Source organism: Kitasatospora sp. NPDC093806 (assembly GCF_040683335.1).
Lineage (GTDB): Bacteria > Actinomycetota > Actinomycetes > Streptomycetales > Streptomycetaceae > Kitasatospora.
The window spans coordinates 11,734-27,489 of the sequence record NZ_JBFBDO010000107.1 but is presented as its reverse complement, the minus strand read 5'-3'; the positions used below and the strand labels follow the sequence as shown (position 1 = coordinate 27,489).

The following is a 15,756-nucleotide window of genomic DNA, read 5'->3' as shown; positions in this document are numbered from 1 at the left end:
GGCGGGGGGCTATACCCCCCGACGCACCGCCGGCCCCCCCCTCGCGGGCACTCAAAACCCCGCACACCCCCCCCGGGGGCCGGGTGGCGTGGCATGTCGACCCAGTCGACTTCCCACGCTCTGGGTACTGGACGTCCCATTCGTTTCTGAGTGCTTGGATGCTGTGTTCTTTCCTTGCTGAAGCGCAACCAGGCGGTATTTCCAAGGTGATTGGGAAAGGCAAACGGCCCGCCGGGTGGGTGGCGGGCCGTTGTGCGGAGCGGGGTCAGACGGTGCTGGCGAGCCAGGCGATGGTTTCGGTGGTGTGGGTGCCGTCGCTGACGAGCTTGCCGGTGGCGTGGAGTTCGTTGATGCGGATCTTGAAGCCGGTGGTGGTGACGTCGGCGATGCGCAGGCCCGGGGTGTCGGAGCCGTTGAAGGTCTGCACGAACGGCAGCACGATCACGGTCGATCCGCTGGGGAAGGGCGTGGGGAAGGTGACCTGGGTGAAGGTGGAGGTGTTGCCGGAGCGGACCTCCACCGGGTTGGTGGAGTTGAGGGTCAGCAGCCCGGTCTGGATCATGCTCATGGTGGATTCCCCTTCTCAACGTCCAGTTCGGACGCGGCCGTTGCTTGGAAAGGATCGGCCACGAAGGGGATTCCCCAGGTCGGGTGAGTTTAGTAATTCGTCATTCTTTCGGGTGGTTCGTGTCCGTAATGGCGGAGAGGTGGGAGATCTTGTGGTCGCCCAGGCGGCGGTGGCGGGTGGCGCGGGCGTGGAGGAGGGAAGGGGTGGGTGTTGCGGTGAGGGTGGCGAGGGTGGTGCCGATGGCGTCGCCGAGGCGGGTGCAGAAGGCGGCGGGTTCGTCGGCGGCGTCGGGGAGTTCGGGGATCACCTGGTCCACCAGGCCGACCGCCGCGAGGTCGTGGGCGGTGATGCCCTGGGAGCGGGCGAGGTCGGGGGCGTGGGCGCCGTCGCGGTGGACGATCGCCGAGGCGCCCTCCGGGGGGAGGGGCGCGAGCCAGGCGTTGGAAGCGGCGAGGACGTGGTCGGCGGGCAGCAGGGCGAGTGCTCCGCCGCCGGAGCCCTGGCCGAGGAGGACGGCCAGGACCGGGGTGCGCAGGGCGAGCAGGGTGGTGAGGCAGTGGGCGATCTCGATCGCGATGCCGTCGAGTTCGGCCTGGACGGAGAGTTCGGCGCCCGCCGTGTCGACCACCGTGACCAGGGGGAGCCGCAGTTGCTCGGCGAGCCGGGCGGTGCGGCGGACGGCGCGCAGGTCGGCGGCGGTGAACGGGCGCTCGACGTCGCCGGCCTGCCGCTGCTGGCCGACGACCACGGCGGGCTGCCCGTTCAGCACGGCGAGCGCCCGGACCAGCGCGCCGCCGCGGCCGCCCGGCGCGTCGAGCAGGACCAGTTCCTCGGTGGTGCGGCGCAGCAGTTCGCGGGTGCCCGGGCGGTCGGGGCGGCGGGTGCGGAGGACGGCGTCCCAGGCGTCGGGGCGCGGGGATGAGGCGGGAACAGGAGGAGGAACGACGGCGGGCAGCGGGACGCGGGTGAGGACGGACAGCGAGCGCCGCAGGACTTCGCGCAGCTCCTCGGGGGCCACCACCGCGTCCACCAGGCCGCGTTCGGCCAGCGTCTCCGCCCGCTGGACGTCGGCCGGCAGCTCCACGCCGCGCAGTTCCTCGTACACGCGCGGGCCGAGGAACCCGAGCCGCGCCCCCGGTTCGGCGAAGACCAGCTGGCCGAGCGTGCCCCAGGACGCGAACACCCCGCCCATGGTCGGGTTGCGCAGGTAGCTGAGGTACGGCAGGCCGGCCGCCCGGTGGGCCTGGACGGCGGCGGTGATCCGCAGCATGCAGAGGAACGCCGCCGAACCCTCCTGCATCCGCGTCCCGCCGGAGACCGGCAGGGCGACCAGCGGGAGGCGTTCGGCGGTGGCCCGCTCCACGGCCTGGGTGATCCGTTCGGCGGTGGCGACGCCGATCGATCCGCCGAGGAAGCCGAACTCGGAGGCGACCAGGGCCACCGCCTGCCCGCCGATCCGGGCGGCCCCGGTGAGCACGGCCTCGTCGACGCCGGTCCGCTCGCGGGCCCGGGTGAGAGCGCCCCGGTACTCGGCGTCGGTGGTCGTCGGCGTGGAGGGTTCGTCCCAGCCGCGGTAGCTGCCGGGGTCGACCAGTAGCCCGATCAGCTGCCGCGCCGTCAGGGAAACGCCCATCTGTGCCACCCCATTCACCGGATCCGAACGCGCCGAGGAAGATCACCATAGGGCGGCGGGGGCGGGCCGTGGGGGATTGGCGGACGGGTGTGAGGAGGTCGACAGCCTCACGGTGGCGATCCCCCGGGCGGGGGAGGGGGATCGGGCCCGCGCAGGATCCCGGGACGGCGGGTGCGGCGCGAGGCTGGAGGCATGACCACTGCCAAGAAGGACCAAGGTACCGAACGGCCCGTCCCCCGCTGGGCGTTGCGCACCGCTCGCGCCCTCCCGCTGCTCGCCCTGCCGGTCTGCCTCTGGCGGCTGCCGATCGGGGTGGGCCACCAGATGGGGATGGAGCTGCGGCCGACCGAGCAGCCGCTCTGGGTGACCGTCCCCTATGTACTCACGCTCAGCCTGCTGTCGGAGGCGTTCGCGCTGCTCTGCGCGGGGCTGGTCCGGCCCTGGGGCGAGGTGGTGCCGGACCGGGTGCCGGTGATCGGCGGGCGGCGGGTGCCGGCCCGGGCGGTGGTGGTGGCCGGAGCGTCGGCAGGGCTGGGATTCACCCTGCTGGCCGTGCAGTGGGTGCTCACCACCTTCGAACTCGCGGGCTTCGAGGAGGTCGGCTTCACGAACGGCTGGTGGCGGGCGCTGGCCACCGTGGTGAGCGGGCTGTTCGTGCTGTGGGGGCCGCTGATCCTGGCGCTGACCTTCGCCTACCACCGGCGGCGTCAGCCCGCCGCGCCGACGAGGGTGCCGGCCCGGGCCTCGTCGTAGCGGTGGGCGACCAGCCGAGCCAGGAAGGAATGGCTGCCGAGCGGGGCGCCGGTCCAGCGGGCCGGGGTGGCGGCGGCGCGGTCGGCGAAGAAGCCGGGGGCGAGCAGGTGGGTGGCGACGGCGACCCGGCGGTGGCCGGCCGCGTGCAGGGCGGCGACCGCCTCCCGCGGGGTGGGCCGGGCGGCGGACAGGTAGGCGGGGACGACGGGACCGCCGTCGGCGAGGTGGTGGGCGAGCAACTCGGCCGTGCGCGCGGTGTCGGCGTTGGCGGCCGGGTCGGAGGAGCCGGCCGCGGCGAGGACCACCGGTCCGGCGCCGGCCGGGCGTCCGGCGGCGGCCAGCCGGTCGGCGAGGGCGGCGGCGAGCAGCGGGTGGGGCCCGAGCGCGCGGGCCAGCGGCAGGTGGGCCAGACCGGCGGCGGCGAGGGCCTGCGGCAGGTCGACGCGCAGGTGGTAGCCGCCGCCGAGGAGCAGCGGCACCAGGACGGCAGGCCGGCCGTCCAGCGCGGCCAGCGCCTCCGGCAGGGCGGGGCGGGCGAGGTCCAGGAAGCAGCAGCGGACGTCGAGTTCGGGGCGCAGCGCGCGGACCCGGTCCAGCAGCGCGTGGTTCGCGGCGCCCGCTGCGGCGGACCGGCTGCCGTGCGCGACGGCGAGCAGCACGGGGGCGGGGCCCCCGGTGAGCAGCCGCATCAGCCCGCCGCCAGCCGGTAGCCGCGCTTCGGCACGGTCCGGATCAGCTGGCCGTGCGGTCCGAGCGCCGCCCGCAGCCGGCCGACCGCCGCCTCGACGGCGTGCTCGTCGGCCTCCGCGTCCGGCCAGGCGGTGCGCAGCAGCTCGGCGCGGCTGAGCACGTGGCCGGGGCGTTCGGCGAGGGCCCGCAGCACGGCGGCCCCGCGCGGGCTGAGCAGCCGGCTGCCGCCGTCGATCAGGACGGCGTTCCCCTGGAGGGTCAACACCTGGGTTCCCAGGGTGAGTTCGCGGCGGCCCCGGCGGGGCAGGGTCTCGGCGAGCAGGCGGACCAGCGAGCCCAGCCGGCCGCGTTCGGGGAACTCGGCGGGCAGGCCGAGCTCGGCGAACGGCCGGGCGCAGAGCGCGCCGACGCAGAACGGCAGGACATCGGTGCGCAGCGCGTCCAGCAGGGGTTCGCGCAGGCCGTCGGCGGCGGCGGTCTCGATGAACGCGGTGACGGCGGGGGCGCTGGTGAAGGCGAGCGCGTGGACCTGGCGGCGGACGGTCTGCTCGACCAGCCGCCGCACCGGCGCCGGGTCGTCCGGCGGCGCCCACCGGTAGACGGGGACGGAGACGACCTCGGCGCCGCGTTCGCGCAGCGCGGCCGCGAACTCGTCCAGCCGGACGCCGTGCTCCTGGACGGCGATCCGGCGGCCGGCCAGCGGCCGGGCGAGCAGCCAGGTCAGCAGCTCGTCGGTGGCCTCGGAACCGGGGGAGAAGCCCTCACCGAGGCCGCTGGCCCGGACGGCGCCGGTGGCCTTGGGGCCGCGGGTGACGACGACGGCCCGCCGGCAGGCCTCGGCGAGGGCGGCGCCCCGGCCCCAGCCCTCGGCGGCGCTCATCCAGCCGCGCCAGCCGACACCGGTGGTCGCGACCACGTAGTCGAGCGGGGCGGTCAGGCAGGCCTCGGTGGCCCGGCGCAGGGCGAGGTCGTCGGCGAGCGGCATGATCCGCAGCACCGGTGCCTCGACGACCTGGGCACCGCGCCGGGTGAGCAGCGCGGTCAGCTCGTCGCGGCGGCGGGCGGCGGTCACCCCGATGGTGAAGCCGGTGAGGGGTCCGGGCCGCGGGGCGGGGCGCGGTCCGGTGAGGGTGGTCGTTGCCATGGCCGAAAGGGTGCGGCCCGTTCGTTACGGGGGGATTGCCCGCCCGTCACCTGGGCGTAAGCGAAACGGCCGGTCCGGTTACGGGGGATGTCCGGCGGCGCACCTCGGGTGCCGGCGGGCGTGAGCGACGCGTACCGCGCGCGCAACACGGGGGACCCGGCGGCGAAACGACCACCGGCGACATTTCTCGCCATGACCCCCGCCAGCACCGCCCCCACCACCGGCGCCCCCACCCGGGCCAGGGACACCGACACCCACTGCCCGTACTGCTCCCTCCAGTGCGGCATGCGGCTGCGCCCGACGGCGGCCGGCACCGGCGGCGCACCCGTCGACGGCCCGCCCGTCGAGGTGCTGGAGCGTCCGGACTTCCCGGTGAACCGGGGCGCGCTCTGCGGAAAGGGGCAGTCCGCCCCCGCCCTGCTGGCCCGCGGCGTCCGGCTGACCGGCCCGCTGCTGCGCGACCGGCCGGGCGGCCCGCTGCGGTCGGCCGGCTGGGACGAGGCGCTGGACCGGGTGGCGGCCGGCCTCGCCGCCGTCCGCGAGCGGCACGGCGCGGACGCGGTCGGGGTGTTCGGCGGCGGCGGGCTCACCAACGAGAAGGCGTACCAGCTCGGCAAGTTCGCCCGGGTCGTGCTCGGCACCGCGAACATCGACTACAACGGCCGGTTCTGCATGTCCTCGGCGGCGGCCGCGCACCGGCGGGCGTTCGGGCTGGACCGCGGACTGCCGTTCCCGCTGGCCGACCTCCCGCACACCGGCTGCCTGATCCTGGTCGGCGGCAACCCGGCCGAGACGATGCCGCCCGCGCTCCGCTACTTCCGCGAACTCCGGGAGAACGGCGGCACGTTGATCGTCGTCGACCCGCGCCGCACCCGGACCGCCGAGCAGGCCGACCTGCACCTCCAGCCGCGCCCCGGCACCGACCTCGCGCTCGCCCTCGGCCTGCTCCACCTGGTGATCGCCGACGGGCTGGTGGACGAGGAGTTCGTCGCCGCCCGGACCATCGGCTTCGACCGGGCCCGGGCCGCCGCGATGGCGCACTGGCCGGACCGGGTGGAGCGGATCACCGGCGTCCCGGTCGCCGAACTCCAGCGCGCGGCAAGCCTGTTCGGGTGCGCGGCGACCGGCATGGTGCTCACCGCGCGCGGACCGGAGCAGCACAGCAAGGGCACCGACACCGTCGGCGCCTGGATCGACCTCTGCCTCGCCACCGGCAACGCCGGCCGCCGGTACGCGGGGTACGGCTGCCTGACCGGCCAGGGCAACGGTCAGGGCGGCCGCGAGCACGGGCAGAAGGCGGACCAGCTGCCCGGCTACCGCTCGATCGAGGACCCGGCCGCCCGCGCCCACGTCGCCGGCGTCTGGGGCGTCGACCCGGACTCGCTGCCCCGGTCCGGCCGTTCCGCGTACGAGCTGCTGGACGGCCTCGGACAGCCCGGCGGCGCCCGGGCGCTGCTGCTGATGGGCTCCAACCCGGTGGTGTCCGCGCCGAACGCCGCGCACGTCACCGCCCGGTTGCGCGGGCTGGACCTGCTGGTCGTCGCCGACCTCGTGCTCTCCGAGACGGCCCGGCTCGCCGATGTCGTCCTGCCGGTGACCCAGTGGGCCGAGGAGGACGGCACCACCACCAACCTGGAGGGCCGGGTGATCCTGCGCCGCCGCGCGCTCGACCCGCCCGCAGGGGTGCGCGGCGAGCTGTGGCTGCTCGGCGAGCTCGCCCGCCGGCTGGGCGTGCCGGACGGCTTCCCGGACGACGCCGAGCGGGTCTTCGACGAGCTGCGGCGCGCCTCGGCCGGCGGCGACGCGGACTACGCGGGCATCAGCTACCGGCGGATCGCCGCCGAGGACGGCGTCTTCTGGCCCTGCCCGGACGCCCGGCACCCGGGCACGCCGCGGCTCTTCCTGGACCGGTTCGCCACCCCGGACGGCCGCGCCCGGTTCGCCGGGGTCACCCACCGCCCGGCGGGCGAGGAGCCGGACCGGGAGTACCCGCTGCACCTGACCACCGGCCGGGTGCTCGCCCAGTACCAGAGCGGCGCGCAGACCCGGCGGGTGGCCGAGCTGAACGCGGCGGCGCCCGGGCCGTTCGTCGAACTGCACCCCCGGCTGGCCGCCCGGCTCGGCATCGCCGACGGGGAGCCGGTCGCGGTGGTCAGCCGGCGCGGCCGGGCGGTGGCGCCGGCCCGGGTGAGCGCGGGGATCCGGCCGGACACCGTGTTCATGCCCTTCCACTGGCCCGGCGCCGGACGGGCCAACAGCCTCACCAACCCGGCGCTCGACCCGGTCTCCCGGATGCCGGAGTTCAAGACCTGCGCGGTCCGGGTCGAGCGCCTGCCGGGGACGGCCGAAAAGGTATCGGGCGGCGAAGACCGCGGCGGAAGGACGGTGGCGTGATGCCCGGCAGAGCGACGGACCGGCGGATCGCCGTGGTCGGCGGAGGCATGGCGGCGGCCCGCTTCGCCGAGCGGTACACCGCGCTCGGCGGCCCCGGCACGGTCACCCTCTACGCGGCCGAGGCCCGCACCCCCTACAACCGGGTGCTGCTCGCCGACGTGCTCACCGGCCGCTACGACGCCGAGGCGATCGCCCTCCCGCTCGGCGCGGCCGAACTCCGCACCGGCTGCGAGGCGGTGGCCCTCGACCCGGCCGCCCGCACGCTCGGCCTGGCCGACGGGACCGTGGAACCCTGGGACGAACTCGTCCTCGCCACCGGCGCCAACCCGGTGCTGCCGCCCATCCGCGGCCTGCGCCGCGCCGACGGCCGCGGGCTCGTCGAGGGCGTGCACACGCTCCGCTCGCTGGACGACTGCGCCCGGCTCGCCGAGGACGCCGGCACCGCCCGCCGGGCCGTGGTGATCGGCGGCGGCGTGCTCGGCGTCAGCGCCGCCCGCGCCCTGGCCGGGCTCGGCGTCCGGACCGAGATCGTGCACCAGGCCCCGCATCTGATCGAACGTCAACTCGACGCCGAGGCGGGCGCGGTGCTGCGCGAGCGGCTCGCCGCGCTCGGCGTCGCGTGCTACCCCGGCAACCGGGCCCGGGCACTCACCACGGACACCGACCCGGCCGCGCCGCCCGGACGCGTCACCGGCCACCCGTCGACGGCCGGACGCGGTGCCGACCACCCGCCGACGGCCGGACGCGTCACCTACCGCCCGCTGATGCTCGAACGCGTCACCGGCGTCGAACTGGCCAACGGCTACCGGCTCGACTGCGACCTGGTCGTGCTCGCCTGCGGCACCCGGCCGCGCACCGCCCTCGCGCACGCTGCCGGCCTGCCCGTCGGCACCGGCGTCCTGGTCGACGACCGGCTCGCCGCCGGCGCCCCGCACGTCCACGCGATCGGCGACTGCGCCGAACACCGGGGCGCCGTCCACGGTCTGGCCATCCCTGCCTGGGACCAGGCCGACGTGCTGGCGCTGCGGCTGTCCGGCGCCGACCCGCAGGCCCGCTACACCGGGTCCCGCCCGCCGGCCCGGCTCAGTACCGGCGGCCTGGAGTACGCGGCCTTCGGAGCCGTCGACGAGACCCTGGACGAGGGCCTGGACGTGCTCCGGCTCACCGACGCGACCCGCGGCAGCTACAAGAAGCTGGTGCTGCGCGGGGACCGGCTGGTCGGCGCGATCCTGCTCGGCGACCTGGCCGGCCTCGACGCGCTCGCCGAGGCCTGGTCCCGGGACGACCCGCTCACCGGCCACCCGCTCCACCTGCTGACCTCCCCCTGAGCGGTCCGCCTCGCCGGAACCCGAAACCCGCCACCCGAACCCGTCACCCGAACCCGTCACCCGAACCCACCCCCCCGCACCACCCCGAGGAGTCACCCCATGACGTCGCACCCGCCCGAGCGGCCGCTGGACCTCGTCCTGGTCGGCCACGGCATGGTCGGCCAACGCTTCCTGGAGGCCTGGACCGAGCAGCCCGGCGTCGCCGGACGCTGGCGGGTCACCGTGCTCGCCGAGGAGCCCCGCCCGGCCTACGACCGCGTCCACCTCAGCTCGCTGTTCGACGGCCGCACGCCCGAGGACCTCGCGCTCTGCCCGCCCGGCTTCCTCGCCGAGCACGGCATCGACCTGCGGCTCGGCGACCCGGTCGCCGCCGTCGACCGGGCCGCCCGCACCGTCACCACCCGCTCCGGCAGCCGACTCCGCTACGACGCCCTGGTGCTGGCCACCGGCTCGGTCCCGTTCGTGCCGCCGGTCCCCGGCCACGACGCCGCCGGCTGCCACGTCTACCGCACCGTCGAGGACCTGGACGGCATCCGCGCGGACGCCGGTCCCGCGCACACCGGCGTGGTGGTCGGCGGCGGCCTGCTCGGCCTGGAGGCGGCCGGGGCGCTGCGCGCGATGGGACTGGCCACCCACGTGGTCGAGTTCGCACCCCGGCTGATGGCCGTCCAGGTCGACGAGGGCGGCGGCGAACTGCTCCGCCGCAAGATCGAGGACCTCGGCGTCACCGTCCACACCGCCGCCGCCGCGAGCGGGGTGGCCACCGGCCCGGACGGCGCGGTGCGCGCCCTCACCCTCTCCGACGGCCGCGAACTCCCCACCGACCTGGTGGTGTTCTCCGCCGGCGTCCGGCCCCGCGACCAGCTCGCCCGGGACTGCGGACTGCCGGTCGGCCCGCGCGGCGGCGTCGTGGTCGACGAGCGCTGCCGCACCGAGGACCCGGCCGTGCTCGCCATCGGCGAGTGCGCCCAGGCCGTCGACGGCCGGGTCTACGGGCTGGTCGCCCCCGGTTACCAGATGGCCGAGACCGCCGCCCGCGAACTCGCCGGCCGCCCCGGCCCCGGCTTCACCGGCGCCGACACCTCCACCAAACTCAAGCTGCTCGGCGTCGACGTCGCCAGCTTCGGCGACCCGCACGGCACCGCCGAGGGCGCCCTCGACGTGCTCTACAGCGACAGTCGGCTCGGCGTCTACCGCAAGCTCGTGATCGGCTCGGACGGCGCCCTGCTCGGCGGCGTCCTGGTCGGGGACACCGACGCCTACGGCACCCTGCGGCCCCTCGCGCTGGCCGGCCGGCCGCTCACCACCCCGCCCGAACAGCTGGTGCTGCCCGCCGGGTTCGCCGCCGCCGGACCAGTCGCGCTGCCCGACGACGCGGTGCTCTGCTCCTGCCACAACGTGACCCAGGGCGCCGTCCGGGCCGCCGTCCACGACCAGGGCTGCACCACCGTGGCCGCCGTCAAGAAGTGCACCCGGGCCGGCACCGGCTGCGGCAGCTGCGTCAAGCAACTGGGCACCGTCGTCGCCGAGGAGCTGGCCGCCACCGGCGCCGCCCCGCCGACCGGCCTGTGCGAGCACTTCGACCGGACCCGCGCCGAACTGTACGAGATCGTCCGGGTCACCGGGATCGCCACGTTCTCCGAGCTGATCGACCGGCACGGCAGCGGCGAGGGCTGCGACATCTGCAAGCCGACCGTCGCCTCCATCCTCGCCAGCCTCTCCAACGGCCACATCCTGGACGGCGAACAGGCCGCCCTGCAGGACTCCAACGACCACTTCCTGGCCAATCTCCAGCGCAACGGCTCCTACTCGGTGGTGCCCCGGGTGCCCGGTGGCGAGATCACCCCGGCCGGGCTGATCACGATCGGCGAGGTGGCCCGCGACTTCGGCCTCTACACCAAGATCACCGGCGGTCAGCGGATCGACCTCTTCGGTGCCGGGGTCGACCAACTCCCCGCCATCTGGCGCCGGTTGGTCGACGCCGGGTTCGAGTCCGGGCACGCCTACGGCAAGGCGCTGCGCACCGTGAAGTCCTGCGTCGGCGAGACCTGGTGCCGCTACGGCGTGCAGGACTCGGTCGCCCTCGCCATCGAACTGGAGCTCCGCTACCGGGGGTTGCGCTCCCCGCACAAGCTCAAGTCGGCGGTCTCCGGCTGCGCCCGGGAGTGTGCCGAGGCGCAGAGCAAGGACTTCGGCGTCATCGCCACCTCCAGCGGCTGGAACCTCTACGTCGGCGGCAACGGCGGCATGACGCCCCGGCACGCCGACCTGCTCGCCGCCGACCTGGACCGCGACACGCTGATCCGCACCATCGACCGCTACCTGATGTTCTACATCCGCACCGCCGACCGGCTGGAGCGCACCTCGGTCTGGCTGGAGCGGCTCGACGGCGGCCTCGACCACCTGCGAGCCGTCGTCCTCGACGACTCCCTCGGCATAGCCGCCGAGCTGGACGAACTGATGGCCCGTCATATCGGCTCCTACCAGGACGAATGGGCCGCCACCCTGGCCGACCCGGACCGGCTGCGCCGCTTCGCCTCCTTCGTCAACGCCCCCGGCACCCCCGACCCGGCCGTCACCTTCGTCCCCGAACGCGGCCAGATCCGCCCCGCCCGCCCCGGCGAGGACGGCCACGTCCTCCCCGCCCCTGCCCCCGCCCCGGTCCTGGTGGCCGGTCCCCGGCTGGAGGTGCTCGCCAAGTGACCGTGGAGATCCACGACGGCACCCGCTGGCAGCCCGTCTGCACCCTCGACGACCTGCAACCCGGCCGCGGCGTCGCCGTCCTGCTGCCCGGGCCCGGCCCCGGCCCCGAGACCCGCACCCAGGTCGCCGTCTTCCGCGACCGCGCCGGCGCCCTGCACGCCGTCGACAACCGCGACCCGTTCAGCGGCGCGTATGTCCTCTCCCGCGGCCTGCTCGGCAGCCGCGGCGACCGGCCGACGCTCGCCTCCCCGATGTACAAGCAGGTCTTCGACCTCACCGACGGCCGCTGCCTGGACGAGGACACCGCCCCCGACGGCACCCCCGCCGTCCTGCGGCTCTGGCCGGTCCGCGCCAGCGCCCACCGCCCCCGCGAGGAGCAGTCATGACCACCACCGCCCTCGGTACCGCGCCCAGCAGAACGCCCGCCGCCACCCTCACCCACTGGGACCCGGAGGACCGCGCGTTCTGGGACCGCACCGGCGCCCGGATCGCCCGCCGCAACCTCGTCTACTCGGTGCTCTCCGAGCACATCGGCTTCTCGGTCTGGAGCCTCTGGTCCGTCCTGGTGCTCTTCCTCGGCCCCCGCTACCACATCGACCCGGCCGGCAAGTTCACCCTCACCGCGCTGCCCACCGCCCTCGGCGCCCTGCTCCGCCTCCCGTACACCTTCGCCGTCGCCCGCTTCGGCGGCCGCACCTGGACCGTGGTCAGCGCCCTGCTGCTGCTCGTCCCCACCGCCCTCGCCGCCCTCGTCCTCGAACCCGGCGTCTCCTACGGCACCCTGCTCGCCGTGGCCTGCGTCGCCGGCGTCGGCGGCGGCAACTTCGCCTCCTCGATGGCCAACATCAACGCCTTCTACCCGCACCGCCTCAAGGGCTGGGCGCTCGGCGTCAACGCCGGCGGCGGCAACCTCGGCGTCCCCGCCGTCCAACTGCTGGGCCTGCTCGTCCTCGCCACCGCCGGCGCCACCCACCCCCGGCTGCTGCCACTGCTCTACCTCCCGCTGATCCTCGCCGCCGCCGCGCTCGCCTGGTCGCGGATGGACAACCTGCCCACCGCCCCGCGCGGCACCGACCGCTCGCTGCGCGAGGTCGCCCGCGACCCGTACGGCTGGGCCGTCTCCGCCCTCTACATCGGCACCTTCGGCTCGTTCATCGGCTTCGGCTTCGCCTTCGGGCAGGTGCTCCAGGTGCAGTTCCACGACCGCTTCGACACCCCGGTCAAGGCGGCCGCGCTCACCTTCCTCGGCCCGCTGCTCGGCTCCCTGCTGCGCCCCGTCGGCGGCCGGCTCGCCGACCGCTGGGGCGGCGCCCGGGTCACCCTGGCCACCTTCGTCGCGATGGGCGCGGGCACCGCCGTCGTGCTGGCCGCCTCCCGGGCGGGCTCGCTGCCGCTGTTCCTCTCCGGATTCATCGCGCTGTTCGTGCTCAGCGGCCTCGGCAACGGCTCCACGTACAAGCTGATCCCCGCCCACTACGAGGGCCGCGCCAGCGCCGCCGTCGCCGCCGGCACCGCCCCGGCCGCCGCCGAGGCCACCGCCCGCCGCCGCACCGCCGCCCTGATCGGCCTGGCCGGCGCGGTCGGCGCCTTCGGTGGCGTGCTGGTCAACCTGGCCTTCCGCCAGTCCTTCCTCAGCACCGGCAACGGCGACACCGCCTACCTGGCCTTCCTCGCCGCCTACCTGTGCTGCTCCGCCCTCACCTGGGCGGTCTGGCTCCGCCCGGGGGCGCGCCGCTGACCCGACGTCGCCGGCCCCCGGACGCAGGCCGCGTCCGGGGGCCGACGGCCGCACCGGTCAGATGTGGAAGGTCACCCCGCAGGAGGGGATCTGCATGAAGCCGTGCTCCTTGAGGGCGGCTACCGATTCACTGCGCTTGCAGACCCATCCGTTGGTGCCGAAGATGCCGCGCAGCGCCTTGCCGTGGGCGTCGGTGGCGGTCCAGTCGGCCTTGCGGACGGCGTTGAAGAGGATCCGCGCGTACGGGGTGGTGGCGAAGGTGTAGTCGATGGTGCGGGTCACGGTGTCGACCGACCGCACGCCGTCGATCGAGCGCGGCACGAGCAGACCCGGCTCGTCACCCGGGCGGGTGTGCCCGAACTGCGCCTGGCCGACGTAGCGGCCGACGGAGTACGGCACGATCGCGTTCGGGTCGCGCAGGACGGCGTCGGTGCCCTGGTTCTCCCGGTCGACGACGGTCACACACGAGTGGTCCGTCCAGGGATCGTTTCCGATCGCGGTCGCGTAGCCCAGGGCCTGGAGGAAGAAGGCTGTGGAGTCCATGGTCGAGCCGTGCACGCCGCTCTGGTTCACGAACGCGTGGCCGGCCACCACCGGTCGGATGGTGGCGTCGGGCAGCGACGGGTCGAGCTGCTGCCAGTTGGTGACCTGGCAGGTGTAGATCTGGCGCAGCTGGAAGGTGGTCAGGTTGGCCGGCGCGTTGCCGCCGGTCGGGGCGGCCCAGCTCACGGCGTCCTTGGCCAGGCCTATGAACAGCGTGGTGGTGAGGTCACCGTCCCTCGGTGCCCGGCCCGTGCGGGCGAAGTCGACGGTGGCACTGGTGGTGTTGTTGAGCGCGTTGATACCGCTGTCGGCGCTGTCCGGCCGGCTGATCGCGGTCGCGCCCGTCTTGGTGACGATCGGTGACGGCCCGGTCGAGTCCCAGCTGTACAGCCGGGGCGAGGTGGTGTCCCCGGCGGCGGCCAGCGAGGCGTTGTAGTCGGTGGAGAAGCGGTTGAACAGCAGCTCCGTGACCTCCGCCCCCACGCCGACGATGTCCGTCGAGGCCGGCTGCGGCGGGTCGGCGAGAGCGGGGGTGGTGACGGAGAGCGCCAGCGCGGAGGCCAGCGCGAGGGTCGAGGCGACCCGGGCGGCGAGACGGAGCATGGACGTGGACTCCCGGTCGGAGGTGGCGGGCGGCGGACGGGGCACCCGCATCCTCGGCCGTCCGCCCGGCCGCCGAAACCCCCAGGAAGCTGGGAGGCGCCGCGTCCCCGCAGGTCACCCCGCCCACCGGGGGCCCCGAGCACCGGCTGTTCTTCCACCGGTGTCCCCGCGTCAGGATTCCGTACGGACGGCCGTCCCGGGCGTCAGGGCTCCGTCAACGAACAGCCGTTCGGCCGATGGCGGGGCTTGGCTGGCACCGACAGCCCTCAGTCAGTGGTGGAAGGACGGACCGGGCCATGGCGGACAACAGTGCCGGCACCTACGCGGACGAGCCGAGCGGGCGCGCGAGCGACCCGTGGGCGGACGGGGCGGGGGACGGAGCCGGAGCCGGGGGCGGCGGTGGCCGGATCGTGGTCGGCGTCAGCGGCTCGCTCGGCAGCCTCGCCGCCCTGCACCGGGCCGTCGCCGAAGCCCGCCGACTCGACGCCGAGGTGCTCGCCGTGCACTGCTGGACGCCGGTCGGCGGCGAGTTCGGCTACCGCCGCTCGCCGTGCCCGCCGCTGCTCTCCGCCTGCCGCGACGCGGCCGCGACCCGGCTGCGCGAGGCCCTCGACCAGGCCTTCGGCGGCGCCTGGTCGGGCGTCCGGCTGCGCAGTGTGGCCGTCCGCGGCGAGACCGGCCAGGCGCTGGTCCGCTGCGCCGACCGGCCCGGCGACCTGCTCGTGCTCGGCGCGGGCGGTCGCGGGGTACTGGCCCGGGCGCTGCGCCCGTCGATCACCAACTACTGCGTGCGGCACGCGACTTGCCCGGTGCTGGCCGTCCCGAAACCGCCGCTCCAGCGCGAACTGGAGGCCCTGGAGCGCCACCCCCGGACCCGGCTGACGGTGACGGCGTGACCGCCACCCGGCTCTCCCCGTCGGTGTCCGGCGCGGTGGCCCTCACCGCTTCCGCCGCGCTGCTGCCCGTCCTCGCGGTGCTCGGCGAGCTGCGGCCGACCTGGGGTGCCCTCGCCGCCTACGCCGCCCTGTGCGCGGCGGTCGGCCGTCACTCCCGTCCGGTCGCCGCCCCGCTGATCGGCGCGGCCGCCTGGCTCTTCCACAACGGCTTCGTCGAGCACGCCCACGGCACCCTCGCCCTCACCGGCCCCGGCCACGAGGCGGCCCGCCTCCTGCTGTTCACCGCGGCGGCGCTCACCCCCGCCCTCCTCACCGTCCGCCGCCGCACCCCCTATGACCTGGCCGCCTGACCAGCGACGACCACCCCGTTCACCGGTGGTTCGAGCGGGTGTTCCAGGCTGGTAGTGTTCTTCCTGTCGCGAGGGAAGATGATCTCTCGTCAGGCGTCAGTGGTGCTACCAGAGCACGTCCCACTTTCAGTGGGGAGAGTCCGTGCGACCCGGGCCTGGCGCTCCAAGTCGGATGAGGCCCGGCACCCTTCAGGGGGTGCCGGGCCTCGTTCGCGTTTCCAGGGCCGCGGGGTTGGCCCGAGTTGGGTGGCAGGGCTCTGACCTGCTAGTCTTCTTCTCGTCGCGAGGGAGAATGATTCCTCGTCAGGCGTCAGTGGTGCTACCAGAGCACGTCCCACTTTCAGTGGGGAGAGTCCGTGCGACCCGGGCCTGGCGCTCCAAGTCGGGCGAGGCCCGGCACCCTTCACGGGGTG

Annotated in this window: 13 protein-coding genes; 8 read left to right on the top strand and 5 right to left on the bottom strand. The window is 75.3% G+C overall.

The genetic code is table 11. The annotated features are described in order from the left end of the window. Positions 1 to 265: 265 nt before the first annotated feature. Entirely contained in the window at positions 266 to 568 is a 303-nt protein-coding gene (locus AB0N76_RS32730; RefSeq protein WP_363563420.1) for a hypothetical protein, read from the bottom strand. A gap of 100 nt (positions 569 to 668) precedes the next feature. Continuing rightward, complete coding sequence (locus AB0N76_RS32725) at positions 669 to 2,201, bottom strand: carboxyl transferase domain-containing protein (RefSeq protein WP_363563418.1); 1,533 nt, start codon at positions 2,199 to 2,201, stop codon at positions 669 to 671. A gap of 192 nt (positions 2,202 to 2,393) precedes the next feature. Here AB0N76_RS32725 and AB0N76_RS32720 point away from each other — a divergent pair, with 192 nt between their 5' ends. Beyond that, positions 2,394 to 2,954: a hypothetical protein gene (locus tag AB0N76_RS32720; protein WP_363563416.1), complete on the top strand. Its 561-nt coding sequence runs from the start codon at positions 2,394 to 2,396 to the stop codon at positions 2,952 to 2,954. Here AB0N76_RS32720 and AB0N76_RS32715 read toward each other — a convergent pair. Together AB0N76_RS32715 and AB0N76_RS32710 are read right to left on the bottom strand one after the other, a co-directional pair. Next, entirely contained in the window at positions 2,909 to 3,643 is a 735-nt protein-coding gene (locus tag AB0N76_RS32715) for a CbiX/SirB N-terminal domain-containing protein (protein WP_363563414.1), read from the bottom strand. The two genes, AB0N76_RS32720 and AB0N76_RS32715, sit on opposite strands and share 46 nt — an antisense overlap. Further along, positions 3,643 to 4,788 carry a uroporphyrinogen-III synthase gene (locus tag AB0N76_RS32710; protein WP_363563412.1) on the bottom strand — a complete coding sequence of 382 codons (1,146 nt, stop codon included), beginning with the start codon at positions 4,786 to 4,788 and terminating at the stop codon, positions 3,643 to 3,645. Before AB0N76_RS32710 ends, AB0N76_RS32715 begins: the two co-directional genes overlap by 1 nt. A 192-nt stretch (positions 4,789 to 4,980) precedes the next feature. Between AB0N76_RS32710 and AB0N76_RS32705 the strand changes: the two genes are divergently transcribed. From AB0N76_RS32705 to AB0N76_RS32685, 5 genes are all read left to right on the top strand, one after another. Continuing rightward, positions 4,981 to 7,182 carry a molybdopterin oxidoreductase family protein gene (locus AB0N76_RS32705; RefSeq protein WP_363563410.1) on the top strand — a complete coding sequence of 734 codons (2,202 nt, stop codon included), beginning with the start codon at positions 4,981 to 4,983 and terminating at the stop codon, positions 7,180 to 7,182. Further along, the gene (locus tag AB0N76_RS32700; RefSeq protein WP_363563408.1) at positions 7,182 to 8,510 is read left to right on the top strand and encodes an FAD-dependent oxidoreductase; all 1,329 of its coding nucleotides are present in this window, start codon (positions 7,182 to 7,184) and stop codon (positions 8,508 to 8,510) included. Before AB0N76_RS32705 ends, AB0N76_RS32700 begins: the two co-directional genes overlap by 1 nt. 99 nt (positions 8,511 to 8,609) lie before the next feature. Then, positions 8,610 to 11,213, top strand: a complete 2,604-nt coding sequence (gene nirB / locus AB0N76_RS32695) for a nitrite reductase large subunit NirB (protein WP_363563406.1) — start codon at positions 8,610 to 8,612, stop codon at positions 11,211 to 11,213. Further along, positions 11,210 to 11,599: a nitrite reductase (NAD(P)H) small subunit family protein gene (locus AB0N76_RS32690; protein WP_363563404.1), complete on the top strand. Its 390-nt coding sequence runs from the start codon at positions 11,210 to 11,212 to the stop codon at positions 11,597 to 11,599. Before nirB ends, AB0N76_RS32690 begins: the two co-directional genes overlap by 4 nt. Beyond that, a complete protein-coding gene (locus tag AB0N76_RS32685; RefSeq protein WP_363563402.1) occupies positions 11,596 to 12,951 on the top strand; it encodes a nitrate/nitrite transporter in 1,356 nt (451 codons plus the stop codon). Before AB0N76_RS32690 ends, AB0N76_RS32685 begins: the two co-directional genes overlap by 4 nt. A 57-nt stretch (positions 12,952 to 13,008) precedes the next feature. On the opposite strand, the gene AB0N76_RS32680 is transcribed toward AB0N76_RS32685, so the two are convergent. After that, positions 13,009 to 14,097 carry a hypothetical protein gene (locus AB0N76_RS32680; RefSeq protein WP_363563400.1) on the bottom strand — a complete coding sequence of 363 codons (1,089 nt, stop codon included), beginning with the start codon at positions 14,095 to 14,097 and terminating at the stop codon, positions 13,009 to 13,011. 296 nt (positions 14,098 to 14,393) lie between these two features. Between AB0N76_RS32680 and AB0N76_RS32675 the strand changes: the two genes are divergently transcribed. Both AB0N76_RS32675 and AB0N76_RS32670 read left to right on the top strand, forming a co-directional pair. After that, positions 14,394 to 14,993 carry a universal stress protein gene (locus AB0N76_RS32675; protein ID WP_363563398.1) on the top strand — a complete coding sequence of 200 codons (600 nt, stop codon included), beginning with the start codon at positions 14,394 to 14,396 and terminating at the stop codon, positions 14,991 to 14,993. Next, entirely contained in the window at positions 14,990 to 15,343 is a 354-nt protein-coding gene (locus AB0N76_RS32670; RefSeq protein ID WP_363563396.1) for a hypothetical protein, read from the top strand. The genes AB0N76_RS32675 and AB0N76_RS32670 overlap by 4 nt, the downstream gene beginning before the upstream one ends. Positions 15,344 to 15,756: the final 413 nt, after the last annotated feature.

Coding starts and splice junctions, on each gene's coding strand:
- AB0N76_RS32705 (WP_363563410.1), top strand. CDS start 4,981: ATGACCCCCGCCAGCACCGCCCCCACCACCGGCGCCCCCACCCGGGCC.
- AB0N76_RS32700 (WP_363563408.1), top strand. CDS start 7,182: ATGCCCGGCAGAGCGACGGACCGGCGGATCGCCGTGGTCGGCGGAGGC.
- nirB (WP_363563406.1), top strand. CDS start 8,610: ATGACGTCGCACCCGCCCGAGCGGCCGCTGGACCTCGTCCTGGTCGGC.
- AB0N76_RS32685 (WP_363563402.1), top strand. CDS start 11,596: ATGACCACCACCGCCCTCGGTACCGCGCCCAGCAGAACGCCCGCCGCC.
- AB0N76_RS32720 (WP_363563416.1), top strand. CDS start 2,394: ATGACCACTGCCAAGAAGGACCAAGGTACCGAACGGCCCGTCCCCCGC.
- AB0N76_RS32730 (WP_363563420.1), bottom strand. CDS start 568: ATGAGCATGATCCAGACCGGGCTGCTGACCCTCAACTCCACCAACCCG.
- AB0N76_RS32725 (WP_363563418.1), bottom strand. CDS start 2,201: ATGGGCGTTTCCCTGACGGCGCGGCAGCTGATCGGGCTACTGGTCGAC.
- AB0N76_RS32675 (WP_363563398.1), top strand. CDS start 14,394: ATGGCGGACAACAGTGCCGGCACCTACGCGGACGAGCCGAGCGGGCGC.
- AB0N76_RS32715 (WP_363563414.1), bottom strand. CDS start 3,643: ATGCGGCTGCTCACCGGGGGCCCCGCCCCCGTGCTGCTCGCCGTCGCG.
- AB0N76_RS32680 (WP_363563400.1), bottom strand. CDS start 14,097: ATGCTCCGTCTCGCCGCCCGGGTCGCCTCGACCCTCGCGCTGGCCTCC.
- AB0N76_RS32710 (WP_363563412.1), bottom strand. CDS start 4,788: ATGGCAACGACCACCCTCACCGGACCGCGCCCCGCCCCGCGGCCCGGA.